This window comes from Blautia sp. AM29-29, assembly GCF_003480555.1.
Classification (GTDB): domain Bacteria; phylum Bacillota; class Clostridia; order Lachnospirales; family Lachnospiraceae; genus Fusicatenibacter; species Fusicatenibacter saccharivorans.
Genome location: NZ_QUJD01000007.1, coordinates 154270 through 177362, shown reverse-complemented (window position 1 = coordinate 177362; position 23093 = coordinate 154270). Strand labels below are relative to the sequence as shown.

17 protein-coding genes are annotated in these 23093 nt (G+C 44.8%); 11 read left to right on the top strand and 6 right to left on the bottom strand.

Features of this window, described 5'->3' with window-relative positions:
- Window positions 1–168: 168 nt before the first annotated feature.
- Window positions 169–849, bottom strand: a complete 681-nt coding sequence (locus DW769_RS07150) for an HAD family hydrolase (protein WP_118666227.1) — start codon at window positions 847–849, stop codon at window positions 169–171.
- Window positions 850–1029: 180 nt separating this feature from the next.
- Between DW769_RS07150 and DW769_RS07145 the strand changes: the two genes are divergently transcribed.
- Entirely contained in the window at window positions 1030–2154 is a 1125-nt protein-coding gene (locus DW769_RS07145) for a DUF362 domain-containing protein (protein WP_118750172.1), read from the top strand.
- An 87-nt stretch (window positions 2155–2241) separates the two neighbouring features.
- On the opposite strand, the gene DW769_RS07140 is transcribed toward DW769_RS07145, so the two are convergent.
- Both DW769_RS07140 and DW769_RS07135 read right to left on the bottom strand, forming a co-directional pair.
- On the bottom strand, window positions 2242–3639 hold the full coding sequence (locus tag DW769_RS07140; protein ID WP_117508901.1) for an MATE family efflux transporter: 1398 nt from the start codon (window positions 3637–3639) through the stop codon (window positions 2242–2244).
- 20 nt (window positions 3640–3659) lie between these two features.
- A complete protein-coding gene (locus tag DW769_RS07135; RefSeq protein WP_117508902.1) occupies window positions 3660–6065 on the bottom strand; it encodes a glycoside hydrolase family 2 TIM barrel-domain containing protein in 2406 nt (801 codons plus the stop codon).
- A 223-nt stretch (window positions 6066–6288) separates the two neighbouring features.
- Between DW769_RS07135 and DW769_RS07130 the strand changes: the two genes are divergently transcribed.
- The 8 genes from DW769_RS07130 to DW769_RS07095 all read left to right on the top strand — a co-directional run bounded on the left by DW769_RS07130 (window position 6289) and on the right by DW769_RS07095 (window position 18011).
- Window positions 6289–7314: a LacI family DNA-binding transcriptional regulator gene (locus DW769_RS07130; protein ID WP_117508903.1), complete on the top strand. Its 1026-nt coding sequence runs from the start codon at window positions 6289–6291 to the stop codon at window positions 7312–7314.
- A gap of 686 nt (window positions 7315–8000) precedes the next feature.
- Complete coding sequence (locus tag DW769_RS07125) at window positions 8001–8870, top strand: ABC transporter permease (RefSeq protein ID WP_118700447.1); 870 nt, start codon at window positions 8001–8003, stop codon at window positions 8868–8870.
- A 12-nt stretch (window positions 8871–8882) separates the two neighbouring features.
- A complete protein-coding gene (locus tag DW769_RS07120) occupies window positions 8883–9785 on the top strand; it encodes a carbohydrate ABC transporter permease (protein ID WP_117508905.1) in 903 nt (300 codons plus the stop codon).
- An 89-nt stretch (window positions 9786–9874) separates the two neighbouring features.
- Complete coding sequence (locus DW769_RS07115; protein WP_117508906.1) at window positions 9875–11506, top strand: extracellular solute-binding protein; 1632 nt, start codon at window positions 9875–9877, stop codon at window positions 11504–11506.
- 224 nt (window positions 11507–11730) lie between these two features.
- Window positions 11731–13476 carry a glycoside hydrolase family 35 protein gene (locus DW769_RS07110; protein ID WP_117508907.1) on the top strand — a complete coding sequence of 582 codons (1746 nt, stop codon included), beginning with the start codon at window positions 11731–11733 and terminating at the stop codon, window positions 13474–13476.
- Complete coding sequence (locus DW769_RS07105; protein ID WP_158554945.1) at window positions 13469–14401, top strand: AraC family transcriptional regulator; 933 nt, start codon at window positions 13469–13471, stop codon at window positions 14399–14401. The genes DW769_RS07110 and DW769_RS07105 overlap by 8 nt, the downstream gene beginning before the upstream one ends.
- 12 nt (window positions 14402–14413) lie before the next feature.
- Window positions 14414–16201: a family 43 glycosylhydrolase gene (locus DW769_RS16820; RefSeq protein WP_117508909.1), complete on the top strand. Its 1788-nt coding sequence runs from the start codon at window positions 14414–14416 to the stop codon at window positions 16199–16201.
- A 121-nt stretch (window positions 16202–16322) separates the two neighbouring features.
- A complete protein-coding gene (locus DW769_RS07095; RefSeq protein ID WP_117508910.1) occupies window positions 16323–18011 on the top strand; it encodes a heparinase II/III domain-containing protein in 1689 nt (562 codons plus the stop codon).
- Window positions 18012–18124: 113 nt separating this feature from the next.
- Here DW769_RS07095 and pdxT read toward each other — a convergent pair whose 3' ends face one another.
- Together pdxT and pdxS are read right to left on the bottom strand one after the other, a co-directional pair.
- The gene (pdxT, locus tag DW769_RS07090) at window positions 18125–18706 is read right to left on the bottom strand and encodes a pyridoxal 5'-phosphate synthase glutaminase subunit PdxT (protein ID WP_117508911.1); all 582 of its coding nucleotides are present in this window, start codon (window positions 18704–18706) and stop codon (window positions 18125–18127) included.
- A complete protein-coding gene (gene pdxS / locus DW769_RS07085; RefSeq protein WP_117508912.1) occupies window positions 18706–19587 on the bottom strand; it encodes a pyridoxal 5'-phosphate synthase lyase subunit PdxS in 882 nt (293 codons plus the stop codon). The genes pdxT and pdxS overlap by 1 nt, the downstream gene beginning before the upstream one ends.
- Window positions 19588–19744: 157 nt before the next feature.
- On the opposite strand from pdxS, the gene pdxR reads away from it, so the two are divergent.
- Together pdxR and DW769_RS07075 are read left to right on the top strand one after the other, a co-directional pair.
- Window positions 19745–21199 carry a MocR-like pyridoxine biosynthesis transcription factor PdxR gene (gene pdxR, locus DW769_RS07080; RefSeq protein ID WP_118750171.1) on the top strand — a complete coding sequence of 485 codons (1455 nt, stop codon included), beginning with the start codon at window positions 19745–19747 and terminating at the stop codon, window positions 21197–21199.
- Between the two features lie 90 nt (window positions 21200–21289).
- Window positions 21290–22057 carry a GNAT family N-acetyltransferase gene (locus DW769_RS07075; protein WP_118666231.1) on the top strand — a complete coding sequence of 256 codons (768 nt, stop codon included), beginning with the start codon at window positions 21290–21292 and terminating at the stop codon, window positions 22055–22057.
- Here DW769_RS07075 and DW769_RS07070 read toward each other — a convergent pair.
- Window positions 22052–23053, bottom strand: coding sequence for a LacI family DNA-binding transcriptional regulator (locus DW769_RS07070; protein WP_118750170.1), 1002 nt, complete (start codon window positions 23051–23053; stop codon window positions 22052–22054). The two genes, DW769_RS07075 and DW769_RS07070, sit on opposite strands and share 6 nt — an antisense overlap.
- Window positions 23054–23093 lie beyond the last annotated feature (40 nt).

Sequence of the window (23093 nt, the reverse complement as noted above, 5' to 3'; positions counted from 1 at the left end):
TACCGTGGACTACCTGTTATGTGGAGACCTGCCGTATCCGGCATGGAAGAAGCGCGTATCCGCGCAAGATCTAAGAAACAGGCGTATCCGCCGATATTTTGTCTGCCGCCTAAAGCGGTCTGAAGCACGTGACTTTAGTCATGTGAGGTTCACTTTATGTATGATTTTTTACTTCCAGCTTTTCAGTTTGTCCGCTTCTGGAGTCTGCAGCAGAATTTCTTTACAGGCCAAAAGAGAAGGACTCACATAATCACAAAATGGAAAAAGCTCTTTTGTATACGGTGTCAGATCCGGGATCATGCAGGAGATGGCACCAGCTGCACGCGCGGCCTTCAGACCATTGATGCTGTCTTCGGCTACTATGCATGCAGCAATCGGAACTTTCAGAAGAGACGCTGCTTTTAAGAAAATTTCCGGATCCGGCTTGCTGTTGATTACCTCATCCCCGCAGACTGAAGCATCGATATACTGGTCAATGCCAGACTGTTTCCAATAGTCTTCCGCAACGCGCCGCGTTGTAGAAGTAGCAACGGCAACTTTGATCGAATGCTCTTTGAGCCAGGAAAGAAACTCATGAAGCCCTGGTTTTTCCGGGACACCGTTGCGTCGAATATAATCGTTTAGATACGCCGTGCGGATTGCGCGTCCTTCATCGTATGTCACCTGTCCGTGAAACCACTCCTCAAACAGCTTTCTGCTCCGCGGAAGCGCACTGCCGCGCATCTGCGAAAGATGTTCCTCCGTGAGCGTAAAATTCAGCTCCCGGGCAGCTTTTTGCCAGCCCTCTTTCATTACAATCTCGGTGTCAAACAGGATACCATCCATATCGAATAATACTGCCTTTATCATAAACATGACCTCCAAAGCACTTCTGTATTTTCAGTTGCTTAAAAACTATATTCAGTATACGAAAAATCCAGAAAAAAGACAAGCCCATGAGACAAACAGAAGACCACAAATTATACTTGACTTCAACCTAGCTTGAAGTGATATGCTGTCAAAAAATGACAAATCAGGAGGAATGACAAAATGGAAAAGTCAACGGTTTATTTTACCGACTTTCGATGTCCGGTTGGAACGAGTCAGCTTGACAAGCTGAAAAAGCTCTGTATTGCTGCTGGCATCAAAGACATTGATATGGAAGGCAAATTCATCGCAATCAAAATGCATTTTGGCGAACTGGGAAACATGGCGTTTCTTCGTCCGAATTATGCGAAAGTGGTTGCAGATCTCTGTAAAGAGCAGGGAGGTCTTCCGTTCCTGACAGACTGCAATACGTTATATCCGGGCAGCAGAAAAAATGCCCTGGAGCACCTTGACTGCGCAAATCTGAACGGATTCAATACCATTACCACAGGATGCCAGATTATCATCGGAGATGGACTGCGAGGAACCGATGAAATTGAGGTTCCGGTTGTCAACGGAGAATACTGCAAAACAGCATTGATTGGCCATGCGATCATGGACGCAGATATTTTTATCAGTCTGAGCCATTTCAAAGGCCATGAAGCAACGGGCTTTGGCGGTGCACTGAAAAATATCGGTATGGGATGCGGAAGCCGCGCCGGAAAGATGCAGCAGCATGCCAGTGGAAAACCGGCGATCAATACGGATGTCTGTCGTGGCTGCCACCGCTGTGCAAAAGAATGCGGAAGCGATGCAATTTCCTATGTGGATAAAAAAGCAGTCATTGACTATGACAAATGCAAAGGATGCGGCCGCTGCATCGGTGCCTGCAGTTTTGATGCGGTTTATAATCCAAACAGCAGTGCAAACGAGCTTCTCGACCGGAAAATGGCTGAGTATGCACAGGCTGTCTGTCATGGACGTCCGTGTTTCCATATCTCTCTGGTACAGGATATCAGCCCGAACTGTGACTGCCATGGGGAGAACGATGCTCCGATCCTGCCGGATATCGGAATGTTTGCAAGCTTCGACCCGGTTGCTCTTGACCAGGCGTGTGCCGATGCCTGCCTGAAGGCAACTCCGATCGAAAACAGCCAGCTTGGCGAACATCTTGCAGAGCCGGGATGGCACTGCCACCACGATCATTTCAAGGATTCCAACCCGAACATTGAATGGCAGGCAACCCTTGACCAGGCAGAGAAAATTGGTCTTGGTACGAGACAGTATGAACTGAAACGTATCAAATAATAATACAAAAAAATGCTTTAGGGCAGATGAACAACAGCGGAAAGCTCCAGCTTCTCGAATGAAAAATCAACGAGAAGCTGGAGCCTTTTAAGGCCAGATTGTATTTTCTTCAGAAATAACAACGGTTTTTTTCATCCATTTGCGTGATCGCCACCGGATCAGATAATTTACACCACGGAACGCCTCATCCATGCCAAAAGCGATCCAGCATCCGAATAATCCGAATCCCATTTTTACACCAAGCAGATAGGAGAAGAATACACTCATCAGCCAGCAGGAGAGAATGGAAACACCCATAGGGAAAACCACATCGCCTGCTCCGCGCAAGGAATTTTCCTCAATGTGATTAAAGCCTCGAAAAATTTCCACGAAAATATCAAAAAACAAAATGGTATGTCCGATCGAAAGGATCGCAGGATCGTCTGTAAAGATCCGCAGCAGCACGGAACCAAAGCAGGCAAGGAGCGTGGATAGGCAGGCATTCAGCAAAATTGTGATTTTTAAATTCTGCAAATTCAGCTGATAAGCCTGTTCGTATTTTCCGGCGCCGGTAAGCCAGCTGATCAGCAACGAGGTCGAAAGACCAAGGGAGAGGCCTAGGACATACACGTAAAAAACAAGTGTGGAAACATAAATTTTGGCGGAAACAGCCTGCACACCGACAAGTGCAATAATGGAGGTTGTCACTACCTGGGATACAGAATAGGAAAGCGTACTGATACCGCCTGGAATTCCGATTTGAAGCACTTTTGGTAAAATCCGGAAACTGCTGCGTATGGACTTATGACGGAAGTCAAGGCCAAGCGGAAGAACCAGGAGCAGCAGAAGCATGGTAAAAGCGGCACAGCCCTCACTGAAGGCATAGGCACAGGCAATCCCTTCTACGCCGTGAAGCGGCAGTTCGACCGGCTGAAAGACGATCAGATAATTTAAAAGGGCATTCAGCGCATTCATTCCAAGGGTAACAAATACCGATATTTTGGGCTTTCCATAGCTTTTAAATATGGCACTGCAGATGGACACGAACGCGGCAAAAAAGGAAACACGAATGCAGATTCTCAGGTAAGAAGAGGCATATGTTAATACCTGGCCGGATAAATTCATCTGCCGCATCAGGGGCATGGAAAAGAACGAAAGTGTAGCACCAAGGAGAACGCTTAACCCGGCACCTGCAAACAGCGCACAGAAAGCAGCATCGGATGCATTTTTTTCCTTTTTGGCACCAAGATTCTGGCTGATTACGATGGACGCACCGGTACTGATTACGGAATAGAAATTCAGAATCATGCCCATAAACTGTCCGGCGGAACCAACGGCAGCAACTGCTTCATCGGAATAAAAGGACAAAGTAAAAGTATTGACGGTGCTCATCAGATTCATCAAAAACATTTCCAGAAACAGGGGAAGAAAAATCTTTGGGAGAGTCATCGTTCCCTGTGGCGTTTCTACTTTGCCCAGATCTGGATTGTAAAAGGATTTCCACATAAAGTCTGTCGTTACTCCTTTCAGAAAATAGTAACAGAATTGGATTTTAGCAGTTCTGAAGAAACCTGCACGGTAACCGGGTGATCTGCAAAAGAGCGGCGGACATAGAAAATCAGTCGTCCATGGTACAACCGGCGGCAGGAAGAAGCATACTCGGTGCAGTCTGCAGCATTTCCGTTTTCAATTCCAAGAAGGACGCCTCCGTCTGTCGTTACCTGAACCATGGAGGAATCTCCGAAGCAGAAAGCACCATCTCTGTCGGCGGCATAAACTTCGAACTGCAGAAGCGGATTTTCCGGTAAAACAGCGGAATTTTCTTTGGACGGCTTCCAGGGTCGGATCTGCAGGGCACAAGGCATAGAAGTCGTTTTCAGCTCATCCTTTGCTTCAAAAGTACAGGAAGCCCCGCCCTTTTGTGCCGCAAGCTTTCCAGAAGCAAGAACCATCAGCGTGCCCGGCTGAAAGGGAACGATCCAGCGAATCGAATCTTCAGTATAGGAAGCCTCCTTTTTGCCGAGACTGATTCCGTTTAAGAATAATTCCGCTTCGGAAAGGTTTGTGTAGCAGCGGACTTCGATATCTTCTCCATCACAGTAATTCCAGCTTTCGAATAATGGCTGCCAGCTTTCTCTCATGGAGTCTGCCCGCTGTGTGGAAAGATGGCACATCGGTTTGGATGACCAGAAGCTCATCCGCCGGTAAAACCCGGATTTTTCAAAGCCAGCCATCGTAAGAAGCCCGGCTTCAGAAGCTCGAAGCGGCCATCCGTGTGCCTCTCCCATATAATCAATGCCTGTCCAGAGAAACTGTCCGCTGATATATTCGTTTTCGGTTACCGCATGCCAGGCAGCAAGATCATGTCCGTTTTCGCTGCCTAAAAATGGGAGCGAAGGAAAATCACAGTGGCTTTCCTCGTATAAATGTTCTTTATAATTGTATCCGGCAACATCGAGGGCATCCAGAAAACCGATCTTTGCAGAGAGCTCCGGAAAAGCGGCAGCCAGTGTAACCGGGCGCGTAGGATCCACTGCGCGTACTTCGTAAGCAAGCATGGAAGCCAGTGCTTTTAATCGCTCTGCATTCGGCCGATCCGGATTGTATACGCGCTCTGCGGCAGGCTTGTTTGCATCATTGTTTCCGGTCATGCTCTGAAACAGAGGATGGCAGTAAGGATCATTTGGATAATCAATTTCATTTCCAATGCTCCAGAGAATTACACTTGGATGATTTCGGTCGCGCAATACCATAGCAGACAGATCTTCTTTCTGGTACTGAGGAAAGTACTTGTAATATCCCTGATGCTTTGGAGGATAAACATTATGACCGGTAGACCATTTGTTTTTTGGCCCTTCCCACTCATCAAATGCTTCATCCATAACAAGAAAGCCCATTTCATCACATAGATCGTACAGTTCCGGCATATGCGGATTATGGCTCATACGGATGGCATTGCAGCCCATTTCTTTGAGCTTTTCAAGGCGGCGTATCCAGATTTCTTTTGTAACGGCGGCACCGAGTGCACCGGCATCGTGGTGAACGCAGACCCCCTTAATTTTCATGGGGATTTCATTCAGAAAGAATCCATAATCGGCATCAAAACGGAAGGTGCGGATACCTACACGGAACTTGTCTGCAAGAAAGGCGGAGTCATCCTTGGCTTTGTGGAGCCATGTTTCGAGTGTATATAAAGATGGATGTTTCGGAGACCACAGTGTTGGCTGTGCTACCGTTCCTTCAGTCTTTAGTTTTGCGGTTTCTCCAGGAAGAAGAGTGGCTCTCTGCTCGGCGAAAAACACCGTGTTTCCATTTTGATCACGCAGATACTGGACCAGTGAAAAAGAGGTTTCCTGATCTTCCATATTACAGATCTCTGTTGTGATAGAAAGATCCGCTGAGATTTTATCTGCCCTGTTTATGGAAAAGCAGGTGCCATATGGTGTAACGTGAAGAAGATCTGTAACAAGGAGCGTTACCTTTCTTGTGATTCCGGAACCGGTAAACCATCGGGAATCTGAAATCTCTGTCCGGTCTACACGGACGCTGATTTCATTGATACCATCTGTACCAAAAACAGCCTGGGATGTTATGTCATAGAAAAAAGGTGTGTATCCATTGGGATGAAAGCCGTGATAATAACTGTTGAACCAGACCTGGCTTTCTTTGTAGACACCGTCAAACAGCAGCACGATGCGTTTTCCACGATACTTCTCAGGCAGGGAAAAGGTTCCACGATACCATCCGATGCCGCCGGCTGCATATCCGGTGCCGCTGGAATAGGATCTGGAAAATGGCATTGCAACAGACCAGTCATGTGGAAGCTCGACAGCTGTCCAGCCAGTATCATCATAGTCTTTTTTCCAGGCATCCGGCTCTTCGCCATAGTGAAATTTCCAGGAATGATGGAGATAAATTGTTTGGGTATTCATAGATTTATAACCTCCTGTTTTTATCATGATATTTCAATTTTTATACGTTCCTATGGTTTTTATTATAAAGAGTTCATCTGAAAAATCCATGGAAAAGAGAGGGATTTTTTGTAAAATAGCGACTTTAGGATTGACTTTTACGTGCAAAAAGTCTATCCTTGAATTTGAAATGAAAAGGGTTTCAAAAAATTGGAATAGAGTAAGAGTTTCAAGAGGGCGATTTATGAAAAAAGAAAAAAACATTTATACTATTGCAAAAGAAGCAGGCGTTTCGCCGGCGACGGTGTCTCGGGTCATGACGAAAAATGCCCGGGTAAGCGAGGAAAAAAGAAAAAAAGTGGAGGAAATCATACAAAAATATGATTATCGCCCCAATGCGCTAGCACAGGGGCTGACAAATGCAAGAACAAAAATCATTGGCATTCTTGCAGCGGATATGATGAATCCCTTTTATGCACAGCTTGTGGACGAATGCGTAAAGGAAATTGGTGCAAGTGGATATGTTCCCATGATATTTTCATCTCAGAGCAGTTATGAAATGGAAGAACAGTATTTGCAGAAGATGTTTGACCTGCGTGTGGATGCAATTATTTTAATGGGAGGAAAATCAGACCAGCTCGTTACAGATTTGGAATATGTGGATTTGCTTGATCGAATCACAGACACTACACCGATTATTACAACTGGAAAAATAGAAGGATCTCTTTGTTATCAGGTATGCATTGATGAAATGGCGAGTGTAGACCTTGCCATGGAGCATCTTTTTTCGCTTGGCCATCGGCATATTGCACTGATCGGCGGGAAAAATCACATCCGGTCAACATATGATAAACGAATGCGGTATCGTATGCTGCTTCGTAAAAATGGAATCACATACAGAGAACGCTATGTAACGGATTCGGATTACAACATCGAAGGGGGGTACCAGTGTATGGAAAAGCTCTTTCAGGAAAATCGTACGATGCCGACTGCCGTAATTGCAATCAATGATTTCAGCGCAATTGGAATTCTTCGGTGTATTGAGGAACATCATTTGTCTGTTCCGCAGGATATATCGCTTGTCAGCTTTGACGGAACCTTTCTGTCAGATATTGTTAACCCGAAGCTTACCAGCGTTTGCTATGATTATGCTTCTTTTGGAAAAATGCTGGCTGCGTCTGCGGTAAAACTTCTTTCAGGAGAAGAGATTCCGAAAATTCAGCAATGTGTGTCGCGTTTAATCGTACGCGAATCCACGATATTGCAATAATATCACATTATCGATTCAGAAGCATGTAATTTCATATAGCCAGATAATTCTTCTCTTTGATTTTAAAAGACCATCAGAGAGAAGAATTTTTTTGCACTAATTTTGGAATGTTTGCAGACATGGTGATATTGATCCTGGAACAGATTTTGGCTTTTGTAAGAGAGATACCGACAGATCAAAATGGCGGTAAATAGCGCGTTTTCAGAAAGAAAAAAAGTGGATATACATAGAGGAATAAAGGGGTGATTTGTCAAATTGTCAACTAATTCAGATGGCTTTAAAAAAAAGAAAGCAAATTATACAAAAAACAAGTTGACAAATCAAAGCGGAAGGAGTATAGTACGAAATATGAAAAGGGTTTCACGAAAGTGCCAATTAAAAAGATATGTGATTTGGAAAGATGTATAAGTTAAGTGCTTTTTAGATGGAATTATCGTTATAATATACAGGAAAAGCAGTAAAAACAAAGATACATTCATCATGATCACTTTTATTTTTGGAAAAACGTGAAAACGGTTTCATATAAAGGCTGCAAATTATGTGCAGACAAATTTTCACAAACTGCAAAATAGGAGGAACGCAACGTGAAAGGAAAAAGGAACCAAACGACAGCAGCTCTTCCGGCTGTCCCCAGTAAAAAGAATCGAGCATGGAAGACTTTTCGCAACAACAAAACACTTCTTCTGATGTGTTTGCCAGCAGTCATCTTTTTTATCGTGTTTAACTATTGCCCATTGCCGGGCGTATGGATTGCATTCACGAGTTACAATTTTCGGGATGGTATTTTTGGAAGCCCTTTTGTAGGATTATCAAACTTTGAATTTTTGATTTCTTCCGGTGAATTGTGGACTTTAACGAAAAATACAATTTTATACAATCTGGTTTTTATTCTTCTTGGAAATGTTTTTCAGATCGTAATTGCTCTTATGCTGAATGAAATCAGAAGTAAATTTTTTAAAAAGGTATCACAGACAATCATGTTCCTTCCGTATTTTATTTCTGCTGTACTGATTGGGGCGATCGCATTTAATATTCTGAATTATGACACGGGTGCATTAAATGCACTTCTTCGTGAAACGGGTGCTGACCCAATACAGATTTACAGCAAAGCTGGTTTATGGCCCTTCATCATTATTTTCTGTAACATGTGGCAGCAAACAGGTTATGGTTCTGTTGTTTATTTCGCGGCAATCTGCGGTATTGATTCCAGTATGGTAGAAGCAGCAGAGGTAGATGGCGCTACCAGCTGGCAGAGAATTCGTTACATCATTCTTCCTTCCCTGAAAGGAACCTTTATCATTCTGCTTCTGTTTGCGCTTGGCGGAATCATGAAAGGAAACTTTGGTTTGTTCTGGAACCTGACAGGTGGTGCGAATTCACAGTTGTTCCCGACAACTGATATCATTGAAACCTTTGTATACCGTACAATGACGACACAGAATAACTTTGCAACATCTTCTGCCGTAGGTTTGTATCAGTCTATTTTTGGATTTGTTCTGGTTATGTTCAGCAACTGGGTGGTAAAACGACTTGATCCGGACTATGCACTGTTTTAGGAGGAGAAGAAAATGAAAAATCGTAATAAAATCAAACTGGATCCAGGGACGCGAGCTTTACGAATTATCTCCTACGTATTTGTGAGTATTTGGGCGCTCATCTGCTTACTTCCATTTATCCTGGTTATTTCTGCATCTTTCAGTACCGAGAGTATTGTAGCGAAAGAGGGATTTGGGCTTTTACCCAAAGGGTTTACTCTGAGTGCATATGAACTGGTATTTCGTTCACCTAAAATGATTCTTGGCTCATACGGAGTTACCATTGCACTGACGGTATGCGGAACAGTTGTTGGTCTGTTTATCATTGCGATGACCGGTTATGCATTACAAAGAAAGGACTTTCCGTTTCGAAATGCATTGTCATTTTTTATTTACTTTACAACACTGTTTTCCGCCGGTATGGCACCAACCTATATCTGGGTTTCCAGGTACCTGAAATTAAACGGAAGTTATATGGCAGTATTTTTACAGCTGTTAATGTCTCCGTGGCTGATCATTCTGATGAAGAATTTTGCAAAATCGGTACCATATGAAATTACAGAATCCGGAAAAATTGACGGAGCGGGAGACTTTAAAATTTTCGTATCACTGATTTTCCCGATGTTAAAGCCGGCACTTGCAACGGTAGGACTTTTTCTGGCACTGGGATACTGGAATGAATGGTATCTTTCTTCTCTGTATCTGAACAGTTCTGTAACCTATAAACCATTACAGTACTACTTATATCAGATCATCAATACAGCAAATGCACTGAAAAACTCTGTAGCAGGTGCAAATGTCAGTGTGGCAGACCTTCCATCTAACACATTGAAAATGGCAACAGCAGTTGTTGCAACCGGACCGATCATCTTTCTGTATCCGTTTGTACAGAAATACTTTATCTCTGGTATTACAGTAGGCGCGGTCAAAGGCTGACCATGGAAAAAGTATGATGTGAGATTCCCCTGTGTTTTGATGGGGATTCACATAAAATTCCGAAAAAGCAGGAAAAGAAGGAGGACGCTATGAGAAAACGCGTAACAGGTAAAAAGGCAGTAGCACTGGTAATGGCTTCCCTGATGATTGCAAGTATGGCAGGATGCGGAAGCAGTGGGTCCGAAAGCAGCGGATCCGGCAACACAAGCGTAAAGGAAGATGGAAGTATTGATACTTCCAAGCATGAAGTAATTAACATGCTGGTGCTGGGAAACAAACCGACCAATGGCAGACTGGAAGCCATGCTGGACAAACTGAATCCGATTTTGACGGAAAAAGTAAATGCAGAACTCGAGTTTACGTACATAGAATGGACAGACTGGCAGACACAGTATAATCTGAAGCTGTTGAGTGGAGACAGCAGTCTGGATTTGATTTGTACGGCAACGGACTGGCTGTACGGATGGGAAAATACAAAGAAGGGCGCATTTCTTCCACTTTCCGAGGATATGCTGAAAACATATGCGCCAAAGACCTGGGAACAGGTATCCGCAGACGGAGACTGGGATATCTGCAAATATAACGATGAAATTTATTTCATACCGGAAGATCACTATACACAGTATACGAACCATGGTATGTTCTATCGTGGAGACTGGGCAAAAGAAGCAGGTCTGGAAAATGGAAAAATTACAAAATTTGAAGATCTGACGACGTATTTCCAGTATATTAAAGATAATAAGGAAGATGTTATTCCGTGGGATATCGCTGGCAAAAACCAGACGGGAGGTATTCTTGGCGGCTATATTACTTCGAAAAAGGAATATACGGCATTCAATTGCGCCAGTGTTGGTATTTACACAGACTTCTGGGGTGTTATGCAGGACGATCCGACAACCGTTATGTCTCCGTATGTAGAGGATGACAGCCTTTATGATGCGGCAGAGCTGATGAAAGAATGGAATGACATGGGTGTATGGAGAAAAGATGTCCTGAACTTTGACGGAGACACCAGAGAAGAGTTTTATGCCGGAACAACCGGTGCGGATCAGCATCATGCCCAGACCTATTATTCTACGATTGTTCCGAATATGGAGAAGAAACAGCCGGGTTCCGATCCGCAGTTCTATTACTGGGGCGAAGAAAATCAGAACGTACAGCATCCGCTGAAAGAGCATGGTGCATGTGCTATCAGTGCAAACTCCACACATCCGGAACGCGCCCTGATGGTATATGATCTGTTAAGAAATGATGAAGAGTGCTATCGTCTGTTAAACTATGGTATTGAAGGTGAGGATTATATTGTAACAGAAGATGGCAAGCTGGGCAGACCAGATGGATTTGATTCCAGTACAGATGCCCTGGATTCCAATTTCTGGATGGGACGTAATGATGATCTGGAACTGCAGGATGAAAGCTGGTGGGATGGAACCGATGATCTGATCAGTTCGCTGGATAAAATCGGTTATGATTATCCATTTGAAAACCTGATTGTTGATACAACTGCAATTGAGGCAAAGCAGGCAGCACTGGCTAATGTTCTCGCAAAATATATCCCGCAGCTGGCATATGGTCAGGTAGATGATCCGAAGGCAACTGTCGATCAGATGAGAGAAGAACTGAAAGCGGCCGGTTATGACGATGTAAAGGCAGCAATTCAGAAAGATTTAGATGCTTTTGTAGAGGAAAATGGAACACCGGATTTCACAAGAGGTGAATAAAAAAGGTGTTCACTTGACCGTAGAACAAGAAAGGTTAGCGACAAAACCTGGCAGATAATTCTGTGATTTCATGATAAGCAAGATAAGGGAGATACCGGAAAAGACATGATGCCTCTGGTGTCTCCCTTTTGCGAGTCAAATGTTTCCGTTCCGGTCACGGGAAATTTGGCAGACATATTATTTTTAACATAAAAAAGATGGAAATTTCAGAAACAGGAGGAACTATGAAGACGTTTGAAGTAAAAGAAGATTTTTATCTGGACGGAAAGAAAGTAAAAATCATTTCCGGAGGTATGCATTATTTTCGTACTGTGCCGGAATACTGGCGCGACCGACTGGAAAAATTAAAAGCTCTGGGCTGCAATACGGTGGAAACGTATATTCCATGGAATCTTCACGAAAAAGAGAAAGGAAAGTTTGATTTTTCCGGAATTCTGGATATTACCAGATTTGTAAAACTGGCCCAGGAGCTTGGTTTGATGGTGATTCTCCGGCCATCTCCCTATATTTGTGCAGAATGGGAGTTTGGCGGATTGCCATACTGGCTGCTGAAGGAAGACGGCATGCGCCTTCGCTGTTTCTATCCGCCATTTCTACAACATGTGAAAGAATATTATGAAAAATTATTTGAAGTGATCGCACCGCTTCAGATTACACGGGGCGGTTCTGTTATTCTGATGCAGGTGGAAAATGAATATGGATATTTCGGAGATGACAAATCGTATCTGGATTACATGAAACAGCTGATGATTGACTGCGGCTGTGAAGTGCCGATGGTTACATCGGATGGTCCTTGGGGAGATGCTTTTGACTGCGGAAAAGTGGAAGGTGTTTTACAGACCGGAAATTTTGGTTCCAAAGGAAAAGAGCAGTTTGCCGTCATGAAAAAGAAAATCGGCGATAAACCGCTGATGTGTATGGAATTCTGGGTTGGATGGTTTGATAACTGGGGTGTAGAAACGCATCAGACCGGTGATTTAGAAGAACATGCAAAAGATCTGGACGAAATTCTTTCCGAGGGCCATGTGAATATCTACATGTTTGAAGGTGGAACCAATTTTGGTTTTACGAATGGATCCAATTACTATGATGAGCTGACACCGGATGTTACTTCTTATGATTATGATGCACTGCTGACGGAAGACGGTCAGATTACGGCGAAGTATACGGCATTCCAGAATGTAATCCGGAAATATACCGAAATTCCGGAAGTAAAACTTAGTACAGAAATTCGCAGAAAATCATATGGAAAACTTCGTGTCAAAAGAAGCACATCTTTATTCGGAAACAAAGACCGGATTAGTAAAGCGATGGAGAGTGTATACCCGGTGTCAATGGAAAAACTGGATCAGGGATACGGATATATTTTATACGAAAGCCAGTTGAAAGATGAAGGGCCATTGGAAACACTGCGGCTGTGGGGAGCTAACGACAGAGCTAACATTTTTGTGGATGAAATCCCAACTGTTACACTGTATGACAGAGAACTTCTTGATGAAATAAAATGGGAGGAGAATAAACCGGAAGGACAGAAACTTTCTATTTTGATGGAAAATATGGGAAGAGTAAATTTCGGTCCGAATCTCGAAAGACAGAGAAAAGGGATTGATGGAAGCGTACAGGTTAATGGTCATAATCACTATTATTGGAAAGAATATACGCTTCCGATGGAACATCTGGAACATCTTGATTTTACAATTCCATCCGTTCCTGGTACACCGGGATTTTATGAATTTAGCTTCGAAGCAGATGAGACGGGAGATACCTTCCTTGATTTTACCGGATGGGGAAAAGGTTGCATTCTTGTAAATGGATTTAATATTGGAAGATTCTGGGAAATTGGGCCACAGAAACGATTATATATTCCGGGTCCGCTTTTAAAAAAAGGAACGAATACGATTCTGATTTTTGAAACAGAAGGAAAAGTGCCGGGAATCATTACACTCTGCGATGAACCGGATCTTGGCTAAAAGAATGAAGGAAAACATTTATTATCAGTATGACAGCAGTCAACTACCGGAAATTAGCCTGGCAGATACGGCGGTGATTGAACCGCCGTATATTCATAAAAGAAGAATGCCGTTGGAATACATTATTTATCTGGTGCGTCAGGGTGAGATGTTTCTTTTGGAGGATGGTGTACGGTATCATTTAACACCGGGGGATTTTTTAATTCTGGATCCGGATAAAATACATGTGGGGGAAAGAGCAACACATTGTGAATACCATTATATTCATTTCCATCAGAAATCCATAAAAAAAAACAAGATGACAAATGAGCAGACAACTGAGATAATTTTAAGAAAGAGAACGCAGTCCATGCAAAGTGATTCCTGTACCCTTTCCGGACAGGAACGCGTCAGTCTTTCGCTTCTTGCGTTGCCAAAATATATGCATCTTTCCGACACTTCTTCTTATTCTGAAATTCTGCAGAAAATCAATGATGGAATTACCTGTCAGAAAAATCGTATGGAAGGTTATTACAATTTGTGTGCCTGTCAGATTTTGGAGATGATGATTTTGGTTTCCAGACAGTTTGTAACATCGCTTGCCCAGGAAAAAACCGGAGTGGTCGGAAGCTACCGGAAAATATATGATCTTTTGGATTATCTGAATAACTGCTATCGCGAGCCAATTTCCGGAGTATTGATTGAAGAGCAGCTTGGTGGAAACTTTGATTATCTAAATCGGATTTTTCGTCAGACAACAGGAAAAACGATTTTTCAGTACCTGACGGAAGTCAGAATTTCCCATGCCAAGGAGCTTCTTGGTACAACTTCGCTTAAAATTTCGCAGGTCAGCGAAAAAGTCGGATTTTCCGATGAAAGTTATTTCAGTAAAGTCTTTAAAAAAATGACTGGAATGACACCTATGAACTATATGAAAAGCAGATAAGGAGAACAAAATATGGCAGGCTATTTATTTGTACATTTTACCGGAGAACAAAAGGATGGAGAACAGATTTATTTTTCCATCAGCAGGGATGGACTTCACTGGGAGGATCTGAATGACGGACAGCCAGTCTTATATTCTCATCTTGGAATGCAAGGTGTTCGCGATCCGTTTCTGCTGCGTGATCCAAAGCAGAAGAAATTTTATCTGATAGCAACCGATTTACGGATCGAAGCAGGAGAAGGCTGGGATACGGCACAATATCGCGGAAGCCGTGATCTGATTGTCTGGGAATCGAAGGATCTGGTTCACTGGAGTGCGGAGCGTGCCAGTACCATAGGTGTTCCGGGAGCCGGATGCGTCTGGGCACCGGAAGGAATCTATGACTCAAAAAGAGAGCAGTTTCTGGTTTTCTGGGCATCTATGGTAAAACTTTCCGGTGATACGGAAGCCAAACAGCGGATCTATGCATCCTGGACATCTGATTTTCAAAGTTTTTCCGAGCCATTTATTTACATGGAGCGGAAAGAACATGTGATTGATACAACGATGGTAGAATCAGAAGGTGTATACTATCGGATTTCCAAGGATGAGACGAATAAATGTCTGCTGTTGGAGTCCTGTGACTCCCTGACGGGCAATTTTCAGGAGATCCCATCAGAAACACTTTCTTCGCTGTTTGGCGTAGAAGGACCGGAATGTTATCTGCTACCGGATCAGAAGACATGGTGTCTGATTGCGGATCAGTTTGCGGAGGGAAAAGGATATCTTCCTCTTTTAACGGATGATCTTTCTTCGGGAAAATTCCGTATTTTAAAGGAAAAGGAATATGCTCTTGGAAAAACAAAAAAACGCCACGGTGGCGTTCTTGCAGTTACTGACGAGGAGCTTGCCTTGCTGGAACGATTTTTTGATCACAAAAAGCCGGTCGTAGAAGGGCTCTTTGCAGATCCGGATCTTGCCTGTTTTGACGGAACGTATTACCTGTATCCGACAACGGATGGCTTTACCGACTGGTCCGGTACGAAATTTTCTGTTTTTGCATCGAAGGATCTGAGAAAATTTCAGAAGGCTGCTGATATTTTCGACATGGCAGATGGAGATGTTCCGTGGGCGGTAGGAAGTGCCTGGGCGCCATGCATTGCAGAAAAAGATGGAAAGTATTACTACTATTTCTGTGGAAAGCGTGTTGATGGCAAATCCTGCATTGGAGCAGCAGTATCTGATTATCCGGAGGGACCGTTTGTGCCTGCAGCAGAACCCATGATCACCATGGAAATGATGGAAACGTATCAGATCCAGATGAGTCAGACGATTGATCCGTCGATCTATCAGGAAAACGGCGAAACATATCTCCTGTTTGGAAATGGTTATGCGGCCATTGCAAAACTGACACCGGATATGATGCATATTGTTCCGGAGACGATGAAAAATCTGGAAGGACTGTACGATTTCCGTGAGGCGGTTACGGTTCTGAAGCGGGATGAAATTTACCATTTTACCTGGTCCTGTGATGATACAGGAAGTGAAAATTATCATGTAAACTATGGAACGTCCGATTCCCTGTACGGACCGGTTCGGTTTGAAAAGACGATTCTTCAGAAAGATGTGCAAAAAGGTGTTCTTGGAACGGGTCATCACAGCATCTGTAAGGTGCCTGGAAAAGATGCATACTGGATTGCTTACCATCGTTTTGGCACACCGCTTGCGCAGTATCCGGAGGGAAAGGGATTCCACCGGGAAACCTGCGTGGCCCCGCTGGAGTTTGACGAAGCCGGAAAAATGATGGAAGTGATTGTCTAGGTTTACGGAGAAAAAATATATGAACGGAAGAACAGAACAAGAATTGCAGCAGTATCTTTTCTAATATGAAACAGAGCTTTCAAGAGAAGCCGAAACGCTTTCTCTTTTGGATTTCCCTGTTTTGACAGAGGAGCTTTTTTCTCTGTTTGAAAAGACGGGGAACCGGCTGCGGTATGAAGAAGCTTACTTTGGACGCCGGAAATACCTCGTTGCTTTTGCGTTCAATGCATTGTTTGCAAAAGAGAGGGACATTTCTATGGATCTTTCCGGCCTGGAATGGGTTCTGGAGCAGATTTGTGCGGAAACTTGCTGGGCGCTGCCGGCACATGTGAAGCGGAAAAAGGATGAAAAGTGGAAGATTACATTGGATCTTTTTGCGTGCGAGACTGCACAGTCACTTCTGGAAATTGCGTTTCTACTTCGAAACGATCTGCGGCCGGAGTTACTGTGTCGGATCTGGAAGGAAAGCAGCAGGAGAGTGTTGCAGCCGTTTCTTATACAGGAAAACGGTGCATTCTGGTGGGAAACGAGTAAAAGTAACTGGAATGCTGTTTGCTGTGGATCCGTAGGAGCAGCCGCCTGCTATGCATCTGAGCTTTTTCCTGTTCTTTTTCCGAATGCGGAAAGCATCGAGAGTATCAATCAAAACTGTGAACAGATCTTGACGCGCGTGACCCGGGATCTTTCCTGCTTTCTTGCGAGCTTCGGCGAGGACGGCGCCTGCATGGAAGGTCTTGGCTATTGGGAATATGGAATGAGTTATTTTTCCATGTTCGCGGAACTTCTGAAAGAAAAAACGGGCGGGAAAACTGACTTGCTGGATGGAAAAAAGCAGCGGAAAATCATGGAATTTCAGCAGAAATGCTATTTCCCGGGCGGAAATACGTTAAGCTTTTCTGACGGAGACAGCAAAAGCCGTTACCGGATGGGACTTACCTGCCATTTTGCAATGCTGGATCCAAATGTTAAAATCCCGCCGCTGGTACGGGCAATGCATTTTGGGGAAGATCCGTGTTATCGCTGGAATGCCGCATATAGGGACTGGATCTGGACGAAGCAATATCTGAATGTGTTAAAAAGCAGGTCGGACGGTTCCGAGAATGCTGCAGAGGAACGGGTATGTTCCGGCACGTTTACTTATCTGGCGGATGCCGAATGGGCAATTGCAACTGGAAAGCATCAGACCGCATTCGCAATCAAAGGTGGAAACAACGGGGAGCCGCACAATCATAACGATGTCGGCAGCTTTCTGTATTTTATCGGGGAAGAAGAAATTATCAGTGATCTTGGAGCCGGAGAATACACGAAAGCATATTTTGGCCCCGAACGATATTCCGTACTCTGCTGTAGTTCACGTGGCCATAGCGTTCCGATTTTGGATGGAAAGGAACAGTGCAAAGGGGAAACATATCGTGCCGATGCAGTGAATTACTCCGAGACAGGAGAAATTTCGATTTCCTTTGCTGGGGCATATGAGAAAGAAAGCAGGAAAAAACTGATACGGACTGCTGTTTTTTGCAGGGAAACCGGTGAACTTCAGATCAAAGATTGCCTGAAGACCGCTCCTTTGGATAATGGCTTCACGGAAAATCTTGTCACACGGCAGAACGTAAGTCGGGAAAAAGACCGGATTCGAATCGGTGACAGGGGAACTCTGAAAATAGATGGTGTTTCTCCGGAAAAGATTCAAATTATTCCATGCATTCATAGAGATCATCAAGGAAAAATGGAAACTGTGTTTCTGATTCAATGGGAAGCTGACGGAAAAGAAAATATCTGGCGAAGCCGATTTGTACTTTGCCCGGAATAATACAAAAGCTCCTGACGTTGTTAGAAGGAAGATATTCAGTGAGGCTGCATTGCGGTACGAAAACAGAGCAAAAGATTGTGCAAATGAATTTACCATTTGCACAGTCTTTTGCTTTATACGTTGCTGATCATCGAAAGAAATGTCTTATGAATCCTCATATCCGGGTCGAGTTCCGGATGGAAGGAGAAGGCCATCTGGTTTTTGTATTTTACACCGACGATCCGCTCTTCCACAACCGCGAGCACTTCCACGCCGTCCCCCACAGATGCGATATACGGCGCACGGATAAACGTCATCGGCACTGTTCCAATGCCCGCAACCGGTGCTTCTGTGTGGAAGCTGCCCAACTGGCGGCCGTAGGCATTCCGCCTGATGCACATCGGAATCGTGCCGAAATACTGTTCCGGCTGTCCCTTGATCTGTCCTTCGATCTTTTCGGCCAGAAGAATCGCACCGGCACAGGTCGCGAGAACCGGCATACCGTTTTCAATCTGGCTTTTCATGGTATCGAACATGCCAAGCTCCTTTAAGAGCTTTCCCTGAACGGTACTCTCACCGCCCGGCAGTACAAGCGCATCGTAAGGCTCGGAAAGATCACGGGCCTGCCGCAGTTCGATGCATTTCGCGCCAAGCTGCTCTAATACTTTTTCATGTTCTGCAAACGCACCCTGCAGTGCAAGCACTCCAATTTTCATTATTTTCCTCTTTCTGCCATCAGTAAGGCGATTTCCTGCTCATTGATGCCGACCATAGCCTCGCCGAGATCAGCGGAGAGTTCTGCGATCAGTTTCGCATCGGTGTAGTTGGTAACGGCTTTTACGATGGAAGCCGCACGTTTTGCCGGGTTGCCGGATTTGAAGATACCGGAACCAACAAACACACCCTCTGCTCCAAGCTGCATCATCAGTGCTGCATCGGCAGGAGTTGCCACACCGCCGGCTGCAAAGTTGACAACCGGGAGACGGCCGTTGTCATGAACATACTGAACAAGGTCGTACGGAACCTGCAGGACCTTGGCTGCCTCAAACAGCTCATCCTCACGCATGGAGGTCAGTTTCTGGATTTCGCTGTTCATTTTTCTCATATGGCGGACGGCCTGTACGATATCGCCGGTTCCCGGCTCACCTTTGGTACGGATCATGGATGCGCCCTCATTGATCCGGCGGAGTGCCTCACCGAGATCCTTTGCACCGCAGACAAACGGTACTTTGAAGCTTCGTTTGTTGATATGGTAAACATCATCTGCCGGAGAGAGAACCTCACTCTCATCAATGTAGTCGATTTCGATGGCTTCGAGAACCTGTGCCTCTACAAAGTGGCCGATGCGGCATTTTGCCATAACCGGGATGGAAACGGCTTCCTGGATGCCACGGATCATTTTCGGATCACTCATACGGGAAACGCCGCCGGCGGCACGGATGTCTGCAGGAATCCGCTCCAGTGCCATAACGGCACAGGCACCAGCTTCCTCTGCGATGTGGGCCTGTTCCGGTGTGGTAACATCCATGATCACACCACCTTTTAACATCTGTGCCAGTTCTTTGTTCAGTTTGTATCTCTCATTTGTTGCTGTCATAATAATCTCCTCCCTGCCTGATAAATATCAGGTGATAAATTTTGTTTCTGTTTTGGCTTTACTTTTGTTATGCCTCACAGTATACTGGTAAAGTGACTATAAAAAAATTGCCAAAACAAATATATTCAGTAAGGTCAGATGAGAGGAGAACGGTTGGATGCTGACGTATAATTTTGCGAATATAGGGTCAGATTCCCTGTATGAATATTTATATAAATGTATCAAAAACGACATATTACTGGGAAACATCCGTCCGGGAGAGAAGCTGCCGTCGAAACGGACGTTTGCAAAAAATCTGGGTATCAGCGTCATTACCGTCGAGAATGCCTATGCGCAGCTTGTTGCGGAAGGCTATCTGTACTCCATGCCAAAGCGCGGATTTTATGCGGCTGAGCTGGAAATTGAGGATTCCATGCGGGATGCGGTGCCAAAAGAGATTCTGCAGGTGGCAAACGGGGAGACTTCCTATTTTGCGGATTTTTCCAGCAATCAGACGGACAGCGAAATTTTTCCCTTTACAATCTGGACGCGGACGGTGCGTGCTGTCTTGAATGACAACCGCATCCAGCTCATGATCAATTCTCCCTGCGCCGGGATTTTAAAGCTGCGCAGTGCGATTGCAAAATATCTGCGTGAGTTCCGCGGCATGCAGGTGCTGCCGGAGCAGATTATTGTCGGCGCAGGAACGGAGTATCTGCATAACCTTCTGATTCAGCTTCTCGGAAACGATCTTGTTTATGGAGTAGAGGATCCCGGGTATCACAAAATTGCGCGGATTTATGAGAGCATGAAGGTACGGTACGAGCCAGTGCTGCTCGACCAGGACGGTGTTTCGGTGCAGGAGCTGGAAAAAAGATCGGTTGATATTATTCATACCTCCCCGTCCCATCACTTTCCAACCGGGACAGTCATGCCGGTCAGCCGCCGTTATGAACTGCTCGGCTGGGCAGCAAAATCAGATCATCACTATATCATTGAGGACGATTATGACAGTGAGCTGCGTCTCGGCGGAAAGCCGTTTCCGACACTGCAGAGTATCGACGTTTCGGACAAGGTCATCTATATGAATACGTTTACGAAAACACTTGCCTCCACGGTACGGATCAGCTATATGGTGCTTCCGCAGACATTAGCGGAGAAATTTTATCGCGAGCTGTCGTTTTATTCCTGCACCGTCTCCAACTTTGAGCAGTACACACTGGCAGAGTTTATTGAGAATGGCAGTTTCGAAAAACATATCAACCGGCTGCGAAACTATTATCAGAACAAACGAGATCTGATTTTACAGGAACTCGAAAAGAAGCCGCTCGGTGATTACGTGACCATCGAGGAGGAAGAAGCAGGCGTTCATTTTCTGATGCATCTTCGCACGGATTTGAAAGAAGAGTCGATTGTCACGCAGGCGAAATCCCGTGGTGTGAAATTAAAGCCGCTCTCCGGCTATTACGCGGATGCGGCGGAGGCAATAAAGCAGGAAAATACGTATGTCATGAACTATTCCTCTATCGATCCGGCTGCAATGGAGCGGGCGGCGGGAGTGCTGCTTCATATTCTGCGGGCGCATATGACGGAAAACACATTTGAGGCAGAGATGAAAAAGAGCCAGGAATAATCATAAATTGATCCACAGAAATAACTGCAGGGAATGAGCTTCTCTGATGCCCAGCAGTTTCTATTACAAACTCATAAAGGAGAAAAGCATATGATGAATCGTGAAATGATGGAGCTTGCCATGAGGCAGTCTGCGGAAGATATGGGGTGCCGCGTGGAAGATTTCAAGGCGGACAAAAATGTTGTTGTTCCCATAAAATTAGGAAAGAAGGCCCGCAAATATTTGAAAGAGCCTATTACCTGCAATCTGGTTTCCTATGGAAATAATATCATGGCGGCTTCCATACCGGAGACGATGGATCTGGTATCTGCGTATGTAGACAAATTCGAATTTTACCACTGTTTTGAGACACCAAACATGCATTGGCTGAATGAACGTTTAGCTGAAAAAGGTCACAAAATATGTTTCATGGCAGAATACTATCTGCCGGACATCAGCCGGATACCGACTCTTTCCTGCGCCTATGAGACACGAGTATTGACACAGGAAGATTTTGCGGATTTGTATCGACCGGAATGGAGCAATGCGCTTTGCGAAGATCGGAAGAATCTGGATGTACTTGGCGTCGGCGCATATGATGGAAGTACGCTGGTGGGACTTGCCGCCTGTTCTGCCGATTGCGACGATATGTGGCAGATCGGTGTGGATGTCTTGCCGGAATACAGACGACAGGGGATTGCCTCTGCACTGACAAGCAGACTTACAAAAGAGATCATAAACAGGGGAAAAGTACCTTTTTACTGTACCGCCTGGTCTAATGTCAGATCTGTAAGAAACGCTGTCAAAAGCGGTTTTATACCGGCATGGGTAGAAATGACTGCAAAACCGGCAAATATTGTTGATGAGATGAATTTATGAAGGAACCTTCCCTGTCGATTCCCGCTGAATCAGCTGTGCATGCAACAAATACGTACTGATTGGGATGTGATTGAGAAGACTTGACAATGCAAAAAATCCACTTTTTCCGAGCTCCAGCCGATCTTGTCTGATGGTTGTAAGGGGCGGTGACGTACAAGCAGCAATCGGCAGATCATCAAATCCGATAATGCTGATATCATCAGGAATCTGGAATCCCAGCTGCTGACATTGCGTGAGCGTTGCACTAGCAAGGGTATCCTGGTTGCAAATAATAGCAGTGATTCCGTTTTCCAGAAAACGGGGAAGATGCTTTTCCATACATTCTGACAGATAATAAGAACAGCCGATCGCAGCAGGAGAAGTCTTCAGTCCATGCTGGTGCATGGAACGGAGAAAGGCAGCATGGCGTGCCTGGAGAACCCGGGCACCGAGGGAGCTGCTCAGATAGGCGATCTTCCGGTGTCCAAGTCCGGCAAGATAAGAGACGGCAAGCTCCATTCCCTCCTCATTATCAATACCTACATAAGCGGTGGAAGGATTCCCTACTATATAGTTGTCGAAAAGAACAGCCGGTGTGCGGCTGATTTTAAAGTCTTGAATCCAGGGATCGCTCAGGGAAAAGCCGACCACAAAAGCTCCTATATAATCATGCTCCAGCATAAAAACATCATAATGCTGGTTTCTTTGGGTCTTAATATCAACAGGCACAATTTCAACATCAAAGCCTGCTGGTTCTGCCATCTGACGAAAACCTACCAGGATATCATAGGCAAAATGATGCGGTTCCTGATACCGCATATTTTCTTTTTCTATTATAATACAGACTTTTTTTGTTGGTTTCTTATAACGCCGCAGCTTCGTATAACCCAGAGCCACGGCAGTTTCCAAAACCTGTTTCCGTAAAGCTTCGCTGATATCAGGCGCGTCATTGAGCGCTTTGGATACCGTGCTCTTGGAAACTCCCATTTTATCAGCAATATCCTGAATGGTAGTCATAATCGGCAATCCTTTCACAAAACAAAAAATGTAAACTCCC